The 19,466-nt window shown below is 47.2% G+C and carries 5 protein-coding genes, 4 tRNA genes, 6 rRNA genes and 1 pseudogene; 4 read left to right on the plus strand and 12 right to left on the minus strand.

Annotated elements, in window-relative coordinates; all coding sequences use genetic code 11:
- Position 1: 1 nt before the first annotated feature.
- Positions 2-3,901: a TIR domain-containing protein gene (locus tag SPB21_RS23985; RefSeq protein ID WP_499867873.1), complete on the minus strand. Its 3,900-nt coding sequence runs from the start codon at positions 3,899-3,901 to the stop codon at positions 2-4.
- 545 nt (positions 3,902-4,446) lie between these two features.
- On the opposite strand from SPB21_RS23985, the gene SPB21_RS23990 reads away from it, so the two are divergent.
- The 3 genes from SPB21_RS23990 to SPB21_RS24000 all read left to right on the plus strand — a co-directional run bounded on the left by SPB21_RS23990 (position 4,447) and on the right by SPB21_RS24000 (position 6,433).
- A complete protein-coding gene (locus SPB21_RS23990) occupies positions 4,447-5,241 on the plus strand; it encodes a TRP family putative cation channel (protein WP_499867874.1) in 795 nt (264 codons plus the stop codon).
- 30 nt (positions 5,242-5,271) lie between these two features.
- Positions 5,272-5,973, plus strand: a complete 702-nt coding sequence (locus SPB21_RS23995) for a DUF4231 domain-containing protein (protein WP_499867875.1) — start codon at positions 5,272-5,274, stop codon at positions 5,971-5,973.
- 145 nt (positions 5,974-6,118) lie between these two features.
- Positions 6,119-6,433 carry a hypothetical protein gene (locus SPB21_RS24000; RefSeq protein WP_431732101.1) on the plus strand — a complete coding sequence of 105 codons (315 nt, stop codon included), beginning with the start codon at positions 6,119-6,121 and terminating at the stop codon, positions 6,431-6,433.
- Positions 6,434-6,591: 158 nt separating this feature from the next.
- On the opposite strand, the gene rrf (SPB21_RS24005) is transcribed toward SPB21_RS24000, so the two are convergent.
- The 11 genes and pseudogenes from rrf (SPB21_RS24005) to SPB21_RS24055 form a co-directional block, all read right to left on the minus strand.
- A 5S ribosomal RNA gene (rrf, locus tag SPB21_RS24005) occupies positions 6,592-6,708 on the minus strand.
- A gap of 103 nt (positions 6,709-6,811) precedes the next feature.
- A 23S ribosomal RNA gene (locus SPB21_RS24010) occupies positions 6,812-9,628 on the minus strand.
- A 173-nt stretch (positions 9,629-9,801) separates the two neighbouring features.
- Positions 9,802-9,877 (minus strand) — tRNA-Ala (locus SPB21_RS24015).
- A gap of 5 nt (positions 9,878-9,882) precedes the next feature.
- Positions 9,883-9,956, minus strand: a tRNA-Ile gene (locus SPB21_RS24020).
- A gap of 115 nt (positions 9,957-10,071) precedes the next feature.
- Positions 10,072-11,560 (minus strand): 16S ribosomal RNA (locus SPB21_RS24025).
- A 471-nt stretch (positions 11,561-12,031) separates the two neighbouring features.
- Positions 12,032-12,906, minus strand: a pseudogene (locus SPB21_RS24030) (ISL3 family transposase); the annotation flags it as partial.
- Positions 12,907-13,040: 134 nt separating this feature from the next.
- Positions 13,041-13,157: ribosomal RNA gene (gene rrf, locus SPB21_RS24035) — 5S ribosomal RNA — on the minus strand.
- Between the two features lie 103 nt (positions 13,158-13,260).
- A 23S ribosomal RNA gene (locus SPB21_RS24040) occupies positions 13,261-16,077 on the minus strand.
- Positions 16,078-16,250: 173 nt separating this feature from the next.
- Positions 16,251-16,326: transfer RNA gene (locus SPB21_RS24045), tRNA-Ala, on the minus strand.
- A 5-nt stretch (positions 16,327-16,331) separates the two neighbouring features.
- Positions 16,332-16,405, minus strand: a tRNA-Ile gene (locus tag SPB21_RS24050).
- A gap of 115 nt (positions 16,406-16,520) precedes the next feature.
- A 16S ribosomal RNA gene (locus SPB21_RS24055) occupies positions 16,521-18,009 on the minus strand.
- Together the 16S, 23S and 5S rRNA genes with 4 tRNA genes alongside form the textbook arrangement of a ribosomal RNA operon.
- Before the next feature lie 552 nt (positions 18,010-18,561).
- Here SPB21_RS24055 and nadC point away from each other — a divergent pair.
- A complete protein-coding gene (gene nadC, locus SPB21_RS24060; protein ID WP_348917853.1) occupies positions 18,562-19,437 on the plus strand; it encodes a carboxylating nicotinate-nucleotide diphosphorylase in 876 nt (291 codons plus the stop codon).
- Positions 19,438-19,466: the final 29 nt, after the last annotated feature.

The raw sequence follows: 19,466 nt of genomic DNA on the forward strand, positions 1-19,466 counted from the left end.
GTTAACGGGATTCTGATTTTTTATTGGGCAAGACGCGATCGCAAAATTCTTTGATTTTTTTGATTTCCCCTAAGCTTTCTCTTTCAGAAGTGTTCATCTCCGCAATATTTTGTTGAGTATCTTTGCTATAGCGACTTTCTAAAAAAGGCATTGCGGGCCGACAACCATTTGAAATTAGCATTTTGAGTAGTGCACGATTCTGATTGCGCTCATTTATCTCTAGCTTAGATAAGTCCCATAGCTCCCAAAGCAGAACATCCTCATCTGAGCTCGATGAAACTATAAACTCATTGCCATTAGGAGAAAGATCACTATTTTTAGGAGCAAACTCAACACTCGATACAGCTCGTTTATGGCGCTCCAATACTGAAATCAAATCCCCTTGGGCTGTCCAGAGCCTAACGCTACCGTCTTGACTAGATGAAGCCAAAAACAGCCCATCACCACTAAAGCTCACTTTAGTTACTGGATCAGTATGTTCATTCAGAGTTCTAATCAATTCACCTGAGGCACTCCAAAGATTAATCTTGCCATCTTTGCCACCTGAAGCGATGATGCCATCCTTAGCAGGTTGAATCGCAACCGTTAATACACTGCCTTCATGCTTTTCTTCAGTTAGCAATTGCAGTTTTGGCTTCTCCCCCAATATTCCTTTTTTAGGCATTTGCCATAGATAAATTCCTCTGCCAACAGCATCACTTTCTGCACGAGTGCTAGTAACCAATTGCTGATTGTTCTGACTAAATGCAACACCAGTCACATCGTTAGAATGTTCCAGTGTTACGTATCGGTAAAGTTGCTCACCCTCAAATCTCCAAAGTTTTAGGGTTCTGTCAGTTCCTACCGAAGCTAACCACTGACCATCAGGGCTAAAGACTAAATCTAAAACTTCCTCCGAACTAGACTCTTCATCCATCGGATCAGAATGGGCATCCAAGACCTGTATCGGCTTCTCTGTGTCAAAATCTGGTTTCCAGAGCCTGATTTGGCCATTAGAACCACCTGCTGCCAGTATCCTGCCATCGGGACTATAGTCCACTGCTAGTACTTTGCTATCTTGTCCAAATGCAATATGAAATCGTGGAGTACCATCAGGTCGCCATACTCTAACAGTCTTCCTCCCACCTGAAGCAATCATTCTGCCATCAGGTCGTAAGGTTACGTCATACACATCACTGTTGTGAGGTAATGGTTGAATTGGACTATCGATATTCCAAAGCCGAATATCGCCACTATCACTCGCGGAGGCTAATACCGATGCATAACCAAGCGTAGCTTTTGGAGAAAAAGCAAGGCTAGATATTTCATCTTCATGACCTTCAAAAGCCTCTATTTGAACACCCTTATCTCGCAACCACAAACGCACAATCCCATCCGCACCTCCTGTAGCTAGTACGTCATCTTGAGGGCCAAATACTACCCTATACACCGGACCTTGATGGCCTCTAAGAGTATGGACTAATTCTTTACCTTCCTTTCCACGAGGATTCCAGAGCTTCACAGTGCCGTCAAAACTAGCAGATGCTAACGTTCTTCCATCAGAACTAAACACAATTTGATAGACATCACCGTCGTGATCCGCCAAACGACGAACAGTTGCTTGCTTAAGGCTTTGAACTTGAACAACACCGCCGTAGCCTGAAAAAGCTAGCAAAGAACTATCTGGACTAAAAACTAACGTAATGAGATATCGGAGATTTTCTGGTACTTCATACAGAAAAGTATTGATCAACCTGACAAAAGGTAACCCTTCAGGATTATGGCTAATTTCCCATAAATGAACTAATCCTTGAGCATCAGCTGCTGCCAAGTATTTGCCATTAGGACTAAAGACAAGGGTTGAGACCGGTGCTTTACCTTGATACTCAAAATTAATCAGAGTAGAAAATCCATCATATCGAGTCCACAGAAACACTTGGCCATCTTTCCCTGCCGAAGCTAGATACTGACCACCTGGGCTAAAGGCAATGCGATTAACACGATCGCGATGTGATTGAGACAAGACTTTAGTTAGTTGCCCAGTACATCCCCACAACTTGATAGTTCCATCTTCATCACCTGTTGCTATATCGCTTCCATATGAGCTGTAAGAAACTGTTCTAAATGCCTTTGATGGAATACCACCTTTATCTATATTAAATCTTGTAGCATTTTGCGAACATGATTCTCCTTGATCATCTGTCTCTTTTCTCAACCCCCAAAAACGAACAGTTTTATCAACACTCACTGAAACTAATTGCTGACTATCTGGGCTAAAAACAACAGAATAAACTTTCCCATCATGGCCCTCTAAACGATTAATTTCACTAAGATTAAGGGCTGTTCGATGTAGTACAGTTGTCGCTTTTGCCTGCAAATCAGGACGCAAAAGTCTCACAAACAAGTAGTGATGGTTAACCCGTTCTCCTGCCTGTAAGCCAGTCACTAAGGCATCTAACCCCTTAAGATTATCCAAGGATTTTACTAACGCCTTAATCTCACTGAATGTTGTGGCTAACAAAAGTGTAGAAAGCCCTGCAAAGATCCCCAATATTGCAGATATCATCACCCACTGACGCTTTCGCTGTAGAGCCAAATAACGTTGACTTGCTTGTATATATTCATGCTGACGAGGAAGTAGAAGATCAACCTCTCGATTATCTGTTTGTTGAAGATATTGACGCTTTCTACGCCAACCTTGTACCTCTTTAAACTCGTGACGCCCCATCAAAAACCTATCTGAACGTTCACGATCAGACCACTCATAGGCCTTGACTAAAACCTGTCTGTAGACTTTCAGATCGTCCAAGTTGGTTTTCAGTGCATCTAATAATTGTTGCAACGACTGATCAAAAGACTGCCCATGCCTCACAAAAGACACATACTGAACAGATGATAATCCCATAGCTTGAAAAACCTCTCGGTTATAGTCATTACAACTAATAACTGGGATAATTCGCTTTTTATATTTTTTAGCCTTTTCAAACTCCCATTGACAATTTTTAGAAGTAAGAGAGTCAGGACAAACAACAAAAATAACAGTATGAGCATAACGTATCCCCTCTTCTGCCTCATCTCGCCAATTAGCAGCCACAGGGATCCTATCTCGATCAATCCAGACCTTCCAACGCTCATCCTTTAATGATTGATTCAGTTTCTCGACAAAATGCTTGTTACTGCGAGAATAAGAAATGAAAATATCAGGTGGGCTCTTACTAAAATACTCAGATGTTTCATGGGCTCGATCCACAGTCTCCAAGAAAACTTTTTGAATCTTAGTAAATTTAAACTGTGCTCCCAGCTTATGAGTCTCAATCCAACGCTTCTGTTTTTTAACCTCTTTGAGGTCTTCTAAAGTCAACAAATACGATTGAGGACGGCCCTGCTTATCCCATTCATTAGCCCGTGCTAAAAGTCTCGTATAAGTTTGTAGATGAATAATGTTGCAGGCGACTTGTTCAAACACCTTGCCCACTAGCGGAGAATTCAAATCTAAGTACTGTAAATCATCCAGGCTGAGAGTCAGCTCATGTATATCAGCAAATGAATTCTGATATAGAAGCACAATAAGTTTATTTAAGCGTTGGGCTAACCTGAGCCCTTGCATTATTTTTCCATTACCTAGTGCTGCATTAGAAAGCACTAAGACAAAAACATCAGCTCCAAGAATGCCATCTTTTATTTGTTTTTCATACGTACTATCACCATCTAAAAAATGATTGAAATCAGGAATATCATCAAAATCGATCCAAGGATCCAAACCTTGGTCACGAATGGCCTGATCCAAACGTCTGACGAAATCTCCATCTTGGGGAGTATAACTAATAAAAATATCGTTATTCCGTGGCTTCACCACAGCAATACGCCTCAGACGATCTTCTTTAGGCCGTTGATAAGCGAGGCGTAGCTTATATTGAGTCATCCTACTGATTAGACTCATACACACTCAATCGGTAGCCTATAGACATCTCCTTAAACATACATCAAGCTTTTTCAAAATATGCATATTCACTGATGTCCGTAAAAGATAGCAAGTGAAATTGACATGATTTTCCTTGAAGAGAGCCACATCTACCATATGAATTTGATTTGTAGTAAGCTCCCACTAAACTCACCTAATCTCTAACCATAACTTTTGCCCAGCTTAATATACTGAGCTAAACACCATGCGTGAACTGAGGCAAACTCTCTATTTAAAAGTATTTAGCCAGTTAAATAATGCCAGTTAAATACTGATCAATGGCTGAGCCAGTTAAAATTGTGTCAAGTTTACTGCTCCAGTCCAAGATATCAAGAAGTTTAATTCTATTTTCCGAAAGGTACATTTAGACTGAATATCTACTTTGCTCTTTGTTCCCAAATACAGCAGGTGCTCTAAGCACTCTCAAGTTTATGGCTAACAAACGTTATATATATTCTTGCTTAAGGCAATTAGACCTGAAGCAAATAGCAAGGTAGGAGGCATCAATGCGCAAAAACTCTACCGACGACGCCTTCAAATATACGTTTTCTAGTGGCCAAACAGCCTACGTGCTAGATGTACCAGATACCTTCAGTTACGCCAAATCTTTAGATGCGTTGGGATTAAACTTGCCATCCCGCAGCATGGTAATCATCGGTGGGGCAAGTAAGATGAGTCCAGAAAGTAAAGTTAGAGTAGAGCACCTATTCACAAAAGTCTTAGCTCCAATCGCTGAAACCTATGGAGTTACAGTTTTTGATGGAGGAACAGACGCTGGTGTTATCCAAATGATGGGACAAGCACGTCAGCATATTGGTGGTAGCTTTAACTTAGTCGGCGTTGCCCCAAAAGCAAAAGTCAACTTACCAGGCCATTCCCTCAACTTAGCTATTGATATTGAAACCAGAGAACTTACTGATTTAGAAGAACATCATACGCATTTCGCCTTAATTCCAGGTATTAACTGGGGAAACGAATCACCTTGGCTTGCCCATTGTGCATCCACCCTAGCCGATCGCTACCCTTCAATTACTATTTTGATTAATGGTGGAAAAATTTCATTGAGTGATCTAGTACTCAACCTTTCCGTCGGTCAGCAAACCATAATCATTGCGGGCAGTGGTAGATTGGCAGATGAGATCGCAAACACTATTAGTGGACTCGCACCTTCCACTAATTCTATGATTCAGGATCTAGTGAAATCTTATTACCCAAGCCAGCTGTCAATCTTCGAGTTAAACAAACCTCTAGATGCCCTAACCAAGCAATTGAAAATGCATTTCAATCTTAAGGTAATCTGATAGCTGATATGTGCAACAGCTATCAAGCTTATGAGTCAGGATAAATCGCCTACAGAAGCACCTGATCGAAAATTGCTCGATTTCGCATGGAATCGGCACAAAGTGTATAGCAAAAATGCAAGCCGTTATCGCGCTCGCTTTGCATTTCTGCGCAATCTACTATTAGTTCTAAGCGTTGTAGTTGTTGCATTATCAGTTATTGATGCCTCTCTGACTAAATTACAACTTACAAAGATCGATAGTATTAATCACCTCCAAAAACCATTTCTATCTGGTATACACATACTACAGCCCACACTTCAGCATTGCCTGATCATTCTCCCAATAACTATCTCCGCTTTGCTGGCTTTTGCCGTAAAGTTTGACCGAGGGAATAATTGGCTACTTCTAAGAGGTAGCGCCGAAGTCTTAAAAAGTGAAATCTACTGCTATCGAACCCGTATTCGAGAATATAAAGAAAATCGAAATGAGATTTTAGCCCACAAGACAAAACTTGTCAGCGAACGACTTAAAGGAAGCGCTGTACACCAAGCTGCTCTTAATCCTGATGAAGAAGAACCACCTTCACACTATAAACTCGGCTGGGTAATCAAAATAATTACCCTCTCGATTAGACTAATTGGCAAATTGTTCCTGCAACTATGGAATCAACTTTTTGGTCTCGAAAAACTAAGTGAAAAAATTCTATTCCAGACGATGAGTTTTCAGATCTCAGTGCCGAAGATTATCTGAGATACCGTCTAGAGGAGCAATTCTTTTGATATCGCAATAAAAGCCAACAGCTAGACCGACAACTACAGTTTTTAGAAGGAAGTATTTATTTTTTGGGGGATTAGGAACCTTGCTAGCAGCGGTTAAATGACAAAGCTGGGTAGCTATCACTGTTGCCTTAACAGGTGCATTAAGCAATTATCTTGACTTTAAGCGTGTAGAAGCAACTCTGGTTGGTTATAACCGGGCGGCAGATGGACTTTATGATGTCGAAGCCTGGTGGAATAGCTTATCACTAGATCAAAAACAAAATTCTAAGAACTGCGAACGACTGGTGATCAGTACCGAAGCTATTATTCGGAGTGAACATGTCAGCTGGTTGCAAGATATGCAAGATAGACTGGCCGAAATGTACGGCAATACCGAAAATGAGACCTATCCTGAGAACAACAATGAAGACCAACAGAACAAATCAGGTTGAGAATAACTCTTCAAACCCATGATAGTCATAAGAGATATGACCAAATATAATATCTGTTCTTAGCTTTGAATGTTAAGCTCTGGAAACCTGATGTAGCACAGAAATAAAACTAAAGCGCATCATACTAATTGCAGTATGATGCGCTTTGTAGATTAGGACCCTGGCACCGAGCTATTTTCACAAGGGGCAACCCCCTCACTATCTTCACCGCAGGTGCGTTTCACAACCGAGTTCGGGATGGGTCGGAGTGGGACCACACCGCCATTGGCACCAGGAAAGCTATTGAGGCTTACTGTTAATCTCTCAGTAGAGCCCTGAAAGACTGCATAGATTAGTATTAGTTCGAATAAGAGTTCATCCATGAGACCCCTTGACTGATAGGACAAGCCCTCGGTCTGTTAGTATTCCTCAGCTTCATACATTGCTGCACTTCCACTTAGAACCTATCAACGGGTCGTCTTCCCGTGACCTTACTGGATTAACTCCATGAGAGCACTCATCTTGAGGTGGGCTTCCCACTTAGATGCTTTCAGCGGTTATCCGCTCCGCACTTGGCTACCCTGCGTTTACCGTTGGCACGATAACAGGTACACCAGAGGTGCGTTCTTCCCGGTCCTCTCGTACTAAGGAAGACTCCTCTCAATGCTCTTACGCCTGCACCGGATATGGACCGAACTGTCTCACGACGTTCTGAACCCAGCTCGCGTGCCGCTTTAATGGGCGAACAGCCCAACCCTTGGGACGTACTACCGCCCCAGGTTGCGACGAGCCGACATCGAGGTGCCAAACCTCCCCGTCGATGTGAACTCTTGGGGGAGATCAGCCTGTTATCCCTAGAGTAACTTTTATCCGTTGAGCGACGGCCCTTCCACTCGGTACCGTCGGATCACTAAGGCCGTGTTTCCACCCTGCTCGAGTTGTCACTCTCGCAGTCAAGCTCCCTTATGCCTTTACACTCAAAGGCTGATTTCCAACCAGCCGGAGGGAACCTTTGCGCGCCTCCGTTACCTTTTAGGAGGCGACCGCCCCAGTCAAACTGCCCACCTGATACTGTCCACTAACCGGGTCACGGTCAATGTTAGAATCCTAGCCTTGATAGAGTGGTATCTCACCAGCGACTCACTAACACCCACAAGCATTAGTTCTATGTCTCCCACCTATCCTGCGCAATCAAAGCCCGAACCCAATACCAAGCTACAGTAAAGCTTCATAGGGTCTTTCTGTCCAGGTGCAGGTAGTCCGTATCTTCACAGACAATCCTATTTCGCCGAGCCTCTCTCCGAGACAGCATCCAGATCGTTACGCCTTTCGTGCGGGTCGGAACTTACCCGACAAGGAATTTCGCTACCTTAGGACCGTTATAGTTACGGCCGCCGTTCACCGGGGCTTCGGTCGCTAGCTTCATCCGAAGACTGACCAGCTTCCTTAACCTTCCGGCACTGGGCAGGCGTCAGCTCCTATACTTCCTCTTTCGAGTTTGCAGAAACCTGTGTTTTTGGTAAACAGTCGCCTGGATCTCTTCACTGCGACCCCCGTTAAGGGGTACCCCTTCTCCCGAAGTTACGGGGCCATTTTGCCGAGTTCCTTAGAGAGAGTTATCTCGCGCCCCTTAGTATACTCAACCCACCCACCTGTGTCGGTTTACAGTACGGGTCTGTTCGCTTCATTACATCCACAGCTTTTCTAGGCACTATCGTTCACTACGCAGCTTCCGTAGAAACTTCCCAATCCATTTAGGGTGTAGCTAGTTGTCATGCGTCCCTGCAATGCTCCACAAACAAAGTTCAGGAATATTAACCTGATATCCATCGACTACGCCTTTCGGCCTCGCCTTAGGTCCCGACTAACCCTCCGCGGACGAGCCTTCCGGAGGAAGCCTTAGGTTTTCGGGGTAGATGATTCTCACATCTATTTTCGCTACTCAAGCCGACATTCTCACTTCTGCTTCGTCCACACCTGCTCTCGCTAATGCTTCTCACTACTACAGAACGCTCCTCTACCACTTGATAAATCAAGTCCACAGCTTCGGTACATCTCTTAGCCCCGTTCATTTTCGGCGCAAGAACGCTTGACCAGTGAGCTATTACGCACTCTTTTAAGGATGGCTGCTTCTAGGCAAACCTCCTGGTTGTCTCAGCATTCTCACCTCCTTTATCACTTAGAGATGATTTGGGGACCTTAGCTGATGGTCTGGGCTGTTTCCCTCTCGACGATGAAGCTTATCCCCCACCGTCTCACTGGCAATGTATTCACTGGGTATTCTGAGTTTGTCTCGATTTGGTACCGCTCTCGCAGCCCGCACCGAAACAGTGCTTTACCCCCCAGCTATAATCACTACCGCTGCGCCTAAACACATTTCGAGGAGATCCAGCTAGCTCCGGGTTCGATTGGCATTTCACCCCTAACCACACCTCATCCGCTCCTTTTTCAACAGAAGTCGGTTCGGTCCTCCACTTAGTGTTACCTAAGCTTCAACCTGGACATGGTTAGATCACCCGGGTTCGGGTCTATAAACACTGACTATCGCCCTTATCAGACTCGGTTTCCCTTTGGCTCCGTCATTCTCGACTTAACCTGCCAGTGCTTATAAGTCGCCGGCTCATTCTTCAACAGGCACGCTATCACACGTTTAATCGTGCTCTAACTGCTTGTAAGCTCATGGTTTCATGTTCTATTTCACTCCCCTCCCGGGGTTCTTTTCACCGTTCCCTCGCGGTACTATTCGCTATCGGTCACACAGGAGTATTTAGCCTTACGAGGTGGTCCTCGCTGATTCAATCGGGATTCCACGTGCCCCAACCTACTCGGGATTCAGCTAGTATCCTTCAAATTTCGACTACAGGACTCTCACCTTCTTTGGTTCACCTCTCAAGTGATTCGTCTATCCTCCAGATTCCATATCGCTGTCCCACGACCCCAACTCTGATAAGAATTGGTTTAGGCTCTTCCCGCTTCGCTCGCCGCTACTAAGGGAATCGAGTTTTCTTTCTCTTCCTACAGCTACTAAGATGTTTCAATTCGCTGCGTTCGCTCGTACCCACCTATAGATTCAGTGGGCCGTACGTAGGGTTGCCCCATTCGGAAACCCACGGATCAATGCATGCTTCCTGCTCCCCGTGGCATATCGCCGGTAACCGCGTCCTTCTTCGCCTCTGTGTGCCTAGGTATCCACCATGAGCCCTTTGTAGCTTGACCTCTCAGTCTTTTTACTAAAGGTTCTCTGTGTCGAACTACCTATTCGACTAATCTATGCAGTTGTCAAGGTTCTCGCTAGACCTAAATCCAGCAGCCTATTCCCCTAGCCCATCTCTTAACAGACCTAAACAGGGTGCTGAAGTTATTCCTATCTCTGCCAATCTGGCAATATTTGGTGGAGGTAAGCGGACTCGAACCGCTGACATCCTGCTTGCAAAGCAGGCGCTCTACCAACTGAGCTATACCCCCATCAGTGGGCCATCCTGGACTCGAACCAGGGACCTCACCCTTATCAGGGGTGCGCTCTAACCACCTGAGCTAATAGCCCCAGCCTATACAACCTAAACAATAGTTTGAAATTCCCTCAATCCTGTCACGACCTAGAGTGACCAATATCGCTCCTAATAAAAATTCGTTCGGAGTCGATTCGGTAGGTCTCCCTTAAAGGAGGTGATCCAGCCACACCTTCCGGTACGGCTACCTTGTTACGACTTCACCCCAGTCATCAGCCCTGCCTTCGGCGCCCCCCTCCGAAAACGGTTAGGGTAACGACTTCGGGCATGGCCAACTTCCATGGTGTGACGGGCGGTGTGTACAAGGCCCGGGAACGTATTCACCGCAGTATGCTGACCTGCGATTACTAGCGATTCCTCCTTCATGCAGGCGAGTTGCAGCCTGCAATCTGAACTGAGCAACGGTTTATGGGATTAGCTCACTATCGCTAGTTGGCTGCCCTTTGTCCGTTGCATTGTAGTACGTGTGTAGCCCAGAACGTAAGGGGCATGATGACTTGACGTCGTCCACACCTTCCTCCGAGTTGTCCCCGGCAGTCTCTCCAGAGTGCCCAACTGAATGATGGCAACTAAAGACGTGGGTTGCGCTCGTTGCGGGACTTAACCCAACATCTCACGACACGAGCTGACGACAGCCATGCACCACCTGTCTCCTCGCTCCCGAAGGCACTACCCAATTTCTTAGGTATTCGAGGGATGTCAAGTCCTGGTAAGGTTCTTCGCGTTGCATCGAATTAAACCACATACTCCACCGCTTGTGCGGGCCCCCGTCAATTCCTTTGAGTTTCACACTTGCGTGCGTACTCCCCAGGCGGGATACTTAACGCGTTTGCTTCGGTACTGCACGGGTCGATACGCACAACACCTAGTATCCATCGTTTACAGCTAGGACTACAGGGGTATCTAATCCCTTTCGCTCCCCTAGCTTTCGTCCATCAGCGTCAGTCTTGGCCCAGTAGAGCGCCTTCGCCACTGGTGTTCTTCCTAATATCTACGCATTTCACCGCTACACTAGGAATTCCCTCTACCCCTACCATACTCTAGTTAATCAGTTTCAGTTGCTCTCCCACAGTTGAGCTGCAGTCTTTAACAACTGACTTAATTGACCGCCTACGGACGCTTTACGCCCAATAATTCCGGATAACGCTTGCATCCTCCGTCTTACCGCGGCTGCTGGCACGGAGTTAGCCGATGCTGATTCCTCTGGTACCGTCAGATCTTCTTCCCAGAGAAAAGAGGTTTACAATCCACAGACATTCCTCCCTCACGCGGCGTTGCTCCGTCAGGCTTGCGCCCATTGCGGAAAATTCCCCACTGCTGCCTCCCGTAGGAGTCTGGGCCGTGTCTCAGTCCCAGTGTGGCTGATCTTCCTCTCAGAACAGCTACTGATCGTCGCCTTGGTAAGCTCTTACCCCACCAACTAGCTAATCAGACGCGAGTTCATCCTCAGGCACATTAAGCTTTCAGCTCTCGCCATATGGGGTATTAGCTTCCGTTTCCAAAAGTTGTCCCCCGCCTAAGGGCAGATCCTCACGCGTTACTCACCCGTCCGCCACTCACCCCGAAAGGTTCGTTCGACTTGCATGTGTTAAGCACGCCGCCAGCGTTCATCCTGAGCCAGGATCAAACTCTCCATGGTAATCTCATTGCTCCCTAAAGAAAAAACAAGACTCATTCATCAAGTGTTGACCTGACACTCAGTGTTATCTAAGTATCCGGTCGTTTGACATCGGCCTCAACCTCGTGATAAGGTCTAACCAATTTCAAACTAAAGAAATTAAACAGGATTTTGTTAGAATCTCAAACTATTGATTTGTCTAGGTTCTAACTCGATTCGGTTACGGTGTTCGCCGCTCCCGTCTCAAGCGCTTTACTAATATAGCGAGCTATTCGTCACTGGTCAACTCCTTTCTTGAAGTTTTTTCGGAAATATCTGGAAAGCTTATATCAAGGGAAGTTTGAGGACTTTCTGCGGTATATACAGCTCTGCATGTGGAAATTTTCAGCATCGCTTCTTAAATTTTTGATGTTTTCCAACCTTTGCCGTAGATCGGCTTATAGCCACTTTTGGTGAGCGCGCTACCCTCACTTGAACCATCGCCTCAGGAGATTATCTATTCGTCAAAATCAGTCGCTTGGCCAATAGGTCTAACCCGGCTCGCCCAAACATGTATCGCTTCAGCATTTTCAATCGATTATTTTGGCCTTCAATCGAATCATTACTGACGTCTAAAGACATGCCTGCTTTGGCTGAGTCAACCGTAACGTATGGGTATAGCGGACCACGGTTTCATAGGTCCCTAAATACCCATATTATTGAATCTCCTTGAAGAGCCGTTTAGTATGCTGATGTCCCCAGCTCCATTGATCGATGAGATAGGACTTGTAGGGACCTAACATGCTCCTGCATTGTTGTCTGGACGGACTGCCATTCTAGAAATGTCTCGTGAGACAGGCAGGTAATACACGGTACGCTTACCCATTCCTAGATGGTAGGCAATGTCTTTGATTTTGTGTCCTTGTTGTCGAACCTGCTCATAGTTGTCTAATCGTTCAGCTCGCTTTTGGGCCGTTTTCCGTTGTTGGGCTGTTTGAAGTTGGGGGACTGAGTCTTCTTATATCAGACCTTCAAAGGCGATATCACTCTCAGCTTAAAGCTGATCTTGCTCAACCTGTTTGAGGATTTTTGAGTGCCCCTTCAAGGCCTTTTCTAGCGTCTCTTCAAGATTGCGTAACAGATGAGAGCGATCGGCGACCTGAATGGTATTAGGAGAGCCCTGAATCATCCTGCGTTTGTAGATCCTGGACAAGATTTCAATACCAGGGTGGTCTTTCTTGCCAGGTTGCAAAGGTTTCTGCTGTTCGATCTGGCAATAGGGCAATGGGATGGTTCGTTTCGAGATCCACCAAGATAGTCCCATAATGATGACATCTACGGAAGGCAAAATCATCGACACTCAGAATATTGGGGGTGACCACTTCGGGTAGCGACGAGCTAGACAGAAGACACAAACTCAAGAGAGTCATCGGAGGTGCGAGCTGTCATGCCTTGCTGGCAAGGCAGGGGCCACGCAAAAAGCGCGCCTTGTCTAGAACAAGACGCGCTTTGTAGATTAGGACCCTGGCACCGAGCTATTTTCACAAGGGGCAACCCCCTCACTATCTTCACCGCAGGTGCGTTTCACAACCGAGTTCGGGATGGGTCGGAGTGGGACCACACCGCCATTGGCACCAGGAAAGCTATTGAGGCTTACTGTTAATCTCTCAGTAGAGCCCTGAAAGACTGCATAGATTAGTATTAGTTCGAATAAGAGTTCATCCATGAGACCCCTTGACTGATAGGACAAGCCCTCGGTCTGTTAGTATTCCTCAGCTTCATACATTGCTGCACTTCCACTTAGAACCTATCAACGGGTCGTCTTCCCGTGACCTTACTGGATTAACTCCATGAGAGCACTCATCTTGAGGTGGGCTTCCCACTTAGATGCTTTCAGCGGTTATCCGCTCCGCACTTGGCTACCCTGCGTTTACCGTTGGCACGATAACAGGTACACCAGAGGTGCGTTCTTCCCGGTCCTCTCGTACTAAGGAAGACTCCTCTCAATGCTCTTACGCCTGCACCGGATATGGACCGAACTGTCTCACGACGTTCTGAACCCAGCTCGCGTGCCGCTTTAATGGGCGAACAGCCCAACCCTTGGGACGTACTACCGCCCCAGGTTGCGACGAGCCGACATCGAGGTGCCAAACCTCCCCGTCGATGTGAACTCTTGGGGGAGATCAGCCTGTTATCCCTAGAGTAACTTTTATCCGTTGAGCGACGGCCCTTCCACTCGGTACCGTCGGATCACTAAGGCCGTGTTTCCACCCTGCTCGAGTTGTCACTCTCGCAGTCAAGCTCCCTTATGCCTTTACACTCAAAGGCTGATTTCCAACCAGCCGGAGGGAACCTTTGCGCGCCTCCGTTACCTTTTAGGAGGCGACCGCCCCAGTCAAACTGCCCACCTGATACTGTCCACTAACCGGGTCACGGTCAATGTTAGAATCCTAGCCTTGATAGAGTGGTATCTCACCAGCGACTCACTAACACCCACAAGCATTAGTTCTATGTCTCCCACCTATCCTGCGCAATCAAAGCCCGAACCCAATACCAAGCTACAGTAAAGCTTCATAGGGTCTTTCTGTCCAGGTGCAGGTAGTCCGTATCTTCACAGACAATCCTATTTCGCCGAGCCTCTCTCCGAGACAGCATCCAGATCGTTACGCCTTTCGTGCGGGTCGGAACTTACCCGACAAGGAATTTCGCTACCTTAGGACCGTTATAGTTACGGCCGCCGTTCACCGGGGCTTCGGTCGCTAGCTTCATCCGAAGACTGACCAGCTTCCTTAACCTTCCGGCACTGGGCAGGCGTCAGCTCCTATACTTCCTCTTTCGAGTTTGCAGAAACCTGTGTTTTTGGTAAACAGTCGCCTGGATCTCTTCACTGCGACCCCCGTTAAGGGGTACCCCTTCTCCCGAAGTTACGGGGCCATTTTGCCGAGTTCCTTAGAGAGAGTTATCTCGCGCCCCTTAGTATACTCAACCCACCCACCTGTGTCGGTTTACAGTACGGGTCTGTTCGCTTCATTACATCCACAGCTTTTCTAGGCACTATCGTTCACTACGCAGCTTCCGTAGAAACTTCCCAATCCATTTAGGGTGTAGCTAGTTGTCATGCGTCCCTGCAATGCTCCACAAACAAAGTTCAGGAATATTAACCTGATATCCATCGACTACGCCTTTCGGCCTCGCCTTAGGTCCCGACTAACCCTCCGCGGACGAGCCTTCCGGAGGAAGCCTTAGGTTTTCGGGGTAGATGATTCTCACATCTATTTTCGCTACTCAAGCCGACATTCTCACTTCTGCTTCGTCCACACCTGCTCTCGCTAATGCTTCTCACTACTACAGAACGCTCCTCTACCACTTGATAAATCAAGTCCACAGCTTCGGTACATCTCTTAGCCCCGTTCATTTTCGGCGCAAGAACGCTTGACCAGTGAGCTATTACGCACTCTTTTAAGGATGGCTGCTTCTAGGCAAACCTCCTGGTTGTCTCAGCATTCTCACCTCCTTTATCACTTAGAGATGATTTGGGGACCTTAGCTGATGGTCTGGGCTGTTTCCCTCTCGACGATGAAGCTTATCCCCCACCGTCTCACTGGCAATGTATTCACTGGGTATTCTGAGTTTGTCTCGATTTGGTACCGCTCTCGCAGCCCGCACCGAAACAGTGCTTTACCCCCCAGCTATAATCACTACCGCTGCGCCTAAACACATTTCGAGGAGATCCAGCTAGCTCCGGGTTCGATTGGCATTTCACCCCTAACCACACCTCATCCGCTCCTTTTTCAACAGAAGTCGGTTCGGTCCTCCACTTAGTGTTACCTAAGCTTCAACCTGGACATGGTTAGATCACCCGGGTTCGGGTCTATAAACACTGACTATCGCCCTTATCAGACTCGGTTTCCCTTTGGCTCCGTCATTCTCGACTTAACCTGCCAGTGCTTATAAGTCGCCGGCTCATTCTTCAACAGGCACGCTATCACACGTTTAATCGTGCTCTAACTGCTTGTAAGCTCATGGTTTCATGTTCTATTTCACTCCCCTCCCGGGGTTCTTTTCACCGTTCCCTCGCGGTACTATTCGCTATCGGTCACACAGGAGTATTTAGCCTTACGAGGTGGTCCTCGCTGATTCAATCGGGATTCCACGTGCCCCAACCTACTCGGGATTCAGCTAGTATCCTTCAAATTTCGACTACAGGACTCTCACCTTCTTTGGTTCACCTCTCAAGTGATTCGTCTATCCTCCAGATTCCATATCGCTGTCCCACGACCCCAACTCTGATAAGAATTGGTTTAGGCTCTTCCCGCTTCGCTCGCCGCTACTAAGGGAATCGAGTTTTCTTTCTCTTCCTACAGCTACTAAGATGTTTCAATTCGCTGCGTTCGCTCGTACCCACCTATAGATTCAGTGGGCCGTACGTAGGGTTGCCCCATTCGGAAACCCACGGATCAATGCATGCTTCCTGCTCCCCGTGGCATATCGCCGGTAACCGCGTCCTTCTTCGCCTCTGTGTGCCTAGGTATCCACCATGAGCCCTTTGTAGCTTGACCTCTCAGTCTTTTTACTAAAGGTTCTCTGTGTCGAACTACCTATTCGACTAATCTATGCAGTTGTCAAGGTTCTCGCTAGACCTAAATCCAGCAGCCTATTCCCCTAGCCCATCTCTTAACAGACCTAAACAGGGTGCTGAAGTTATTCCTATCTCTGCCAATCTGGCAATATTTGGTGGAGGTAAGCGGACTCGAACCGCTGACATCCTGCTTGCAAAGCAGGCGCTCTACCAACTGAGCTATACCCCCATCAGTGGGCCATCCTGGACTCGAACCAGGGACCTCACCCTTATCAGGGGTGCGCTCTAACCACCTGAGCTAATAGCCCCAGCCTATACAACCTAAACAATAGTTTGAAATTCCCTCAATCCTGTCACGACCTAGAGTGACCAATATCGCTCCTAATAAAAATTCGTTCGGAGTCGATTCGGTAGGTCTCCCTTAAAGGAGGTGATCCAGCCACACCTTCCGGTACGGCTACCTTGTTACGACTTCACCCCAGTCATCAGCCCTGCCTTCGGCGCCCCCCTCCGAAAACGGTTAGGGTAACGACTTCGGGCATGGCCAACTTCCATGGTGTGACGGGCGGTGTGTACAAGGCCCGGGAACGTATTCACCGCAGTATGCTGACCTGCGATTACTAGCGATTCCTCCTTCATGCAGGCGAGTTGCAGCCTGCAATCTGAACTGAGCAACGGTTTATGGGATTAGCTCACTATCGCTAGTTGGCTGCCCTTTGTCCGTTGCATTGTAGTACGTGTGTAGCCCAGAACGTAAGGGGCATGATGACTTGACGTCGTCCACACCTTCCTCCGAGTTGTCCCCGGCAGTCTCTCCAGAGTGCCCAACTGAATGATGGCAACTAAAGACGTGGGTTGCGCTCGTTGCGGGACTTAACCCAACATCTCACGACACGAGCTGACGACAGCCATGCACCACCTGTCTCCTCGCTCCCGAAGGCACTACCCAATTTCTTAGGTATTCGAGGGATGTCAAGTCCTGGTAAGGTTCTTCGCGTTGCATCGAATTAAACCACATACTCCACCGCTTGTGCGGGCCCCCGTCAATTCCTTTGAGTTTCACACTTGCGTGCGTACTCCCCAGGCGGGATACTTAACGCGTTTGCTTCGGTACTGCACGGGTCGATACGCACAACACCTAGTATCCATCGTTTACAGCTAGGACTACAGGGGTATCTAATCCCTTTCGCTCCCCTAGCTTTCGTCCATCAGCGTCAGTCTTGGCCCAGTAGAGCGCCTTCGCCACTGGTGTTCTTCCTAATATCTACGCATTTCACCGCTACACTAGGAATTCCCTCTACCCCTACCATACTCTAGTTAATCAGTTTCAGTTGCTCTCCCACAGTTGAGCTGCAGTCTTTAACAACTGACTTAATTGACCGCCTACGGACGCTTTACGCCCAATAATTCCGGATAACGCTTGCATCCTCCGTCTTACCGCGGCTGCTGGCACGGAGTTAGCCGATGCTGATTCCTCTGGTACCGTCAGATCTTCTTCCCAGAGAAAAGAGGTTTACAATCCACAGACATTCCTCCCTCACGCGGCGTTGCTCCGTCAGGCTTGCGCCCATTGCGGAAAATTCCCCACTGCTGCCTCCCGTAGGAGTCTGGGCCGTGTCTCAGTCCCAGTGTGGCTGATCTTCCTCTCAGAACAGCTACTGATCGTCGCCTTGGTAAGCTCTTACCCCACCAACTAGCTAATCAGACGCGAGTTCATCCTCAGGCACATTAAGCTTTCAGCTCTCGCCATATGGGGTATTAGCTTCCGTTTCCAAAAGTTGTCCCCCGCCTAAGGGCAGATCCTCACGCGTTACTCACCCGTCCGCCACTCACCCCGAAAGGTTCGTTCGACTTGCATGTGTTAAGCACGCCGCCAGCGTTCATCCTGAGCCAGGATCAAACTCTCCATGGTAATCTCATTGCTCCCTAAAGAAAAAACAAGACTCATTCATCAAGTGTTGACCTGACACTCAGTGTTATCTAAGTATCCGGTCGTTTGACATCGGCCTCAACCTCGTGATAAGGTCTAACCAATTTCAAACTAAAGAAATTAAACAGGATTTTGTTAGAATCTCAAACTATTGATTTGTCTAGGTTCTAACTCGATTCGGTTACGGTGTTCGCCGCTCCCGTCTCAAGCGCTTTACTAATATAGCGAGCTATTCGTCACTGGTCAACTCCTTTCTTGAAGTTTTTTCGGAAAGCCGCAAAACGCCTTAGAACAAGGCGTCGAAGCGAGTTTTGGCCATGCCCATCGTGACTATGACACAACTTTCTTTAGAATTTAGATGAAGCTTTTAGGTGTTTTGGTCACAGCTTTATTGCTGAAGCTGGCTTACTTACCAATCGATGGCAACTATTACTAGCGTGAGTTGTGTTGTTGACTTGAAGCTAGCTAGTAGACAGTGCAATCGTTTGTCTCTATCTCTATTTAAATAGGGTGAGCTTGAGCAGAAAAAATACTGTGAATATCAACTGGATCGGCTTAGATGATCAGCTAAAGCAATGGCTGCAAGAAGATATTGGTCGTGGAGATCAGACCACTTTAGGTTTAGACACCACAGGTGTAAGACAGGGAAGTGGGTATTGGATAGCAAAAGCATCGGGCGTCATCTGTGGACTTCTGATCGCTCGTAGAGTGTTTGCAATCCTGTCTGATTTAGACGGCACATCGGTTAATCAAATAGAGTTTGAGCCCTGTGTTGTTGAGGGCACATGGGTAGAAGCAGGCACGACCATTGCTCAAATGAGCGGTTCCTTCGCTCATTTGCTCACGGGTGAACGAGTCGCCCTGAATTTAGCAATGCATCTTAGTGGTATTGCGACTGCTACCCGGCAATATGTCGATGCAATTGCAGATCTGCCAGCTCAGCTCGTGGATACTCGCAAAACGACCCCAGGGCTTCGAGCCTTAGAAAAGTATGCAACTCGCATGGGCGGTGCGAAAAACCACCGTATGGGCCTTGATGACGCCTTGATGGTTAAAGACAACCATATTGCTGCTGCGGGTGGAATTGCACAGGCAATTAAAGCTGTAAGGTTAGCTATGCCTTATCCGCTCAATATAGAGGTAGAGACAGAGAATTTAGAACAGGTTGAGGAGGCATTGAACCATGGTGCCGACATTATTATGTTGGACAACATGACTCCAAGTGTGATGGAGCAAGCAGTCTACTTAATTCGACAGCATAGTTCTCGGATCAAGATTGAGGGATCCGGCAACGTTACTCTCGAAACCATTCGTGAGATTGCATTAACGGGTGTTGACTATATATCAAGTAGCGCGCCAATAACTCGCTCATCCTGGCTGGATTTGAGCATGCGCTTAAAATGCGAGTGAAATTTAGCGAATTGTCCGTTTGCAAACGT

Origin of the sequence: Leptothoe sp. ISB3NOV94-8A, from assembly GCF_043421595.1 — a bacterium.
Lineage (GTDB): Bacteria > Cyanobacteriota > Cyanobacteriia > Phormidesmidales > Phormidesmidaceae > Leptothoe > Leptothoe turfae.